Source organism: Bartonella sp. AA1HLJMS (assembly GCF_042197445.1).
GTDB lineage: Bacteria > Pseudomonadota > Alphaproteobacteria > Rhizobiales > Rhizobiaceae > Bartonella.
Map to the genome: position 1 here is coordinate 1 of NZ_JBHIRW010000081.1, position 3,722 is coordinate 3,722.

3 protein-coding genes and 3 pseudogenes are annotated in these 3,722 nt (G+C 40.6%); all 6 read left to right on the forward strand.

The window, feature by feature from the left end:
- Window positions 1-329 (forward strand): annotated as a pseudogene (locus ACFIQE_RS09045) (hypothetical protein); the annotation flags it as partial.
- On the forward strand, window positions 326-733 hold the full coding sequence (locus ACFIQE_RS09050) for a hypothetical protein (RefSeq protein ID WP_375648061.1): 408 nt from the start codon (window positions 326-328) through the stop codon (window positions 731-733). The pseudogene ACFIQE_RS09045 and the gene ACFIQE_RS09050, both read left to right, overlap by 4 nt.
- Before the next feature lie 61 nt (window positions 734-794).
- Window positions 795-1,478: pseudogene (locus ACFIQE_RS09055) on the forward strand (filamentous hemagglutinin); the annotation flags it as partial.
- Between the two features lie 20 nt (window positions 1,479-1,498).
- Entirely contained in the window at window positions 1,499-1,915 is a 417-nt protein-coding gene (locus ACFIQE_RS09060; RefSeq protein WP_375637110.1) for a hypothetical protein, read from the forward strand.
- A 66-nt stretch (window positions 1,916-1,981) separates the two neighbouring features.
- A pseudogene (locus tag ACFIQE_RS09065) lies at window positions 1,982-2,164 on the forward strand (filamentous hemagglutinin); the annotation flags it as partial.
- Between the two features lie 194 nt (window positions 2,165-2,358).
- On the forward strand, window positions 2,359-3,516 hold the full coding sequence (locus ACFIQE_RS09070) for a tyrosine-type recombinase/integrase (protein WP_375707582.1): 1,158 nt from the start codon (window positions 2,359-2,361) through the stop codon (window positions 3,514-3,516).
- The last annotated feature ends 206 nt before the right edge of the window (window positions 3,517-3,722 follow it).

The window sequence follows — 3,722 nt, forward strand, 5'->3', positions numbered from 1 at the left end:
AAAATTATATCTACATACAAGGTCATATGTTAGACCCCATTAGTACAGTGATTGGTTACAATTGGCCTACGGCTTATAAGGCACCTTTAAATCTAGATTTTTCACTTTTGGAGAAAGGTATAAAAAATCCTTTTTATATGATGATATTTGCAGCAAACAGTTTATTTACTATAGCAACTAATCCTCTCAGAGAGATGGGGAGAGCGGTCTTGGGCCTTAACCCGAGCCCCCATAATTGTTATGCTGATGCGAGTCGTGAGTGTCAAATTAATTATGGTTCATTTGGTTTTAACAAACTTCATTCAACGAGAACAGGGAACAAAAAATGAAAATGTTGTTTAATTTATTAAGCCTGCTCATTCTGTTAACGGTTGCTGGATGTGATATTGAAAACATTGATAAACCTCCTCGAGGAGAGACGGCTGTGTGGGAGAAGCTAGGAGCAGATTCTACGGAGGTAGGAAAAGCATTGCTAGAGTGTGGTTTGCCACACCTTAATTATCTTGAGGATGAAGTTCAAAAGTTAAGCAACAATGAGAATGCAACGATTGATGCTTGCATGATCCAAGCAGGATTCCATTATAAAGGGAGAGCTAGCTGGTGTTCTCCTTTTAACGGTAGAGACCTTCCCATTTGTCAGCCTGGTGCTGTCATCCCGAAGAGAAGTGTCGAAAAGCGCTTAAACAGCCCTTTTTGTAAAAAATATAAAAATGCGGATGAATGCCAATCTTAAGTGATGATCAACAATCCGCCATCCTTGCCTTTGCTTGGAATGGCGCGATTGTTTCCTCACTTTCCATTATTTAACGGATGAAGAAAAGCAGCATTTACAAGAGGGTGCTGATGGCAAGGTGCATGTGTCCTTTAATGGCATCTTTACTCCACCAGAGGAAGCCGCTGTTTATGCGGTTCAACATGCGAAGGATAAAAATGAACCGCTTTATTTTGTTGTGTTCCCTCAAGCCGATTCTGCTATCTCAGAACTTCTAGTCGCGGGCTATCAGAAGTTTATGGAAAATAACTTTTGGGGTTTGACCAATTCAACACAAGAAGCAAAAGATTTGGTGTATAGCCATGGTATTACAGGGTTAGAACTTTATGGACATAGCCGTGGTACCATGACATTGGGGAATATGCTGAATTCTTTCAAACAAGAAGGTGTGCACGGGATAGCCGACAACACGAATATCAATTTCTATGGACCAGCCTTTAATGTTTTAGTTGCATCCGGTCTGTTAGGTTATGTGAGTGATGGCAAACAAACCACTATTGGCTTTGATGGGAATAGATATGACTTTGTAAGCAGAATTATTGGTGGCAATGGCTATACCTACGGGACACTCCCTGCTGGCAGTAACGTTTGGACAGAATGGTTGAGAGTGATCATGAATCCCATAAGCTCCCATACTTGCCTTGGAGATGCGAGTGATAAGTGTACATGGCGCTATGGCACATCTCATCGTGAACAAAAACCTTGAATTAAATAATGGAGTAAAAAATGAAACAAACTCTAAAGCTATTAGGTGCTGTAACTTTATTAGGTATTGCAGGATGTCAGTTTAATAAAACTCCTGGAGGGTATTTGAGCGCGTGGGAGAAAAATGGTGTTACTAATTTTACAGAGGTAGGAAAAGCCTTGTTAGAATGTGGCATGCCAACGCCTTATGATGTCGATCCAGAAAACAGAAAGCAGAGCATTAATGCAAAAGCAACAATTTATGCTTGCATGCTTCAATCAGGGTTTCGCTATAAAGATGAAGAGGTAGCAAGAGCGGGAGGGCCATGTTATACTTTTAAAGAGGAAAACCTCCCCATTTGTCGTCCAGGTGCTGTCATACCACAGCGCAGTGTCAAGAAGCGCTTAAACAGCCCTTTTTGTAAAAAGCATCCAGAACAATATGAATGCTATCCTTAAGTTTTGCTGTTTGTGATGATCAACAATCTGCCATCCTTGCCTTTGCTTGGAATGGTGGGATTGTTTCCTCACGCACATTGTTTAACGGATGAAGAAAAGCAGCATTTGCAAGAGGGTGCTGATGGCAAGGTGCATGTGTCCTTTAATGGCATTTTTACTCCACCAGAGGAAGCCGCTGTTTATGCGATTCAACATGCGAAGGATAAAAATGAACCGCTTTATTTTGTTGTGTTCCCAGACGCGGCAAGCAGGGGCTTAGCAACAAGATTCAAAGTATATAAAGATGTGTAAGGGCGTATTGATGTCTATAGCTTTTTATGATTCAATAAAAAAAGTAAGTATTAAAGAAAAAATCTCAAATCAGAAATTAAAGGTGGTCTAAAAGGTGGACCAAAAAAGGTGGACGAGCAATGCTTGAAAAGGTGGACGAGAGGGGACGTTAAGTGAGGGCGATTCATCGGTTGTCAGCATCATTCGTAAAGTCGTCTCCGCAGGGTAAATATTGTGACGGGGCAGGGCTATGGTTGAATGTTCGAAAAGACAATACGCGCTCTTGGTTCTTTCGTTATACATACCATAACAAACGCCGTGAAATGGGGCTTTGTCCAGTCGCACAACTTTCTCTGAAAGAAGCGCGCGAACTTGCCAAGCATTATAGTGCTATTCTCAGAGAAGGCAATGACCCTATTGTCTTTCGAGAACAAACCGTCTTAAAACAGCAAAGCAACATGTTCAGTGAGATTGCAATTGCGGCTTTTGAAAGTAAAAAAGCAGAGTTAAAAAATGAAGGCAAAAATGGGCGCTGGTTTTCTCCGCTGGAATTGCATGTTATTCCACACATAGGCAGCCTCTCTATAGAAAAATTAACGGCTAATATCATTCGCAATATTCTTGCGCCCCTTTGGCATGAAAAAGCAGATACAGCACGAAAAGCGTTAAACCGTATTAACATTTGCTTGAAATATGCGGCTGCTCTTGGTTTGGAAGTTGATCTACAAGCTTGTATGAAAGCACGCGCCCTTTTAGGAAAGCCCCGTACTACACCAACAAATATTCCTGCTATGCCATGGCAAGAAGTTCCGGCATTTTATCAGAGCTTAGATGATAATATCCTTTCAAATTTAGCACTGAAGCTCTTGATTTTGACAGGAGTACGGTCATATCCATTGCGCTATTTGCGTCTTGAACAAATAGATAAAAATATATGGACGATACCCAAAGAAAATATGAAGGGTATTGTAGGGAAAGTTTCAGATTTTCGCGTGCCATTGAGTAATGAAGCTTTAAAAGTGATTGAAAAATCTCTCCCCTTTGAAAAAAATGGTTTTCTCTTTTCTGGTCTTACAGGCAAGCCAATTTCTGATGCAAGCATGGCAAAATATATGACAGTTTGTGGTTTGACTTATCGCCCCCATGGTTTTCGTTCCAGTTTACGGGATTGGATAGCAGAAACAACATCAACACCTTTTGAGATTGCAGAAACTGTTCTTGCGCATTCAGTTGGGAGTTCAGTGACAAAAGCTTATATGCGGACAGATTTTTTAGAACAACGACATACCCTTATGGAACAGTGGGCTGCATTTATAACAGGAGCGACCTAAGGGGATCAAATTGTTAATGTTTTGAAAACCACTGTTTGAGATGTGTAAAACGACATTATTTCTTGCATCTGCGAGACGCGCGAAATTGATAATTCATTTGCTAAACAGTTTCGCACATCTCAGAATGTATTTAGAGTCGGATATTTGGTTTTTGTGTAAAAATACTTACAAACGCATCCATAATACGTGAAAAATCAAGCGCTAAT

What these genes read in the sequence shown, in the direction of transcription:
- ACFIQE_RS09060 (WP_375637110.1), top strand. Translation starts at nt 1,499, where the DNA reads ATGAAACAAACTCTAAAGCTATTAGGTGCTGTAACTTTATTAGGTATT.
- ACFIQE_RS09050 (WP_375648061.1), top strand. Translation starts at nt 326, where the DNA reads ATGAAAATGTTGTTTAATTTATTAAGCCTGCTCATTCTGTTAACGGTT.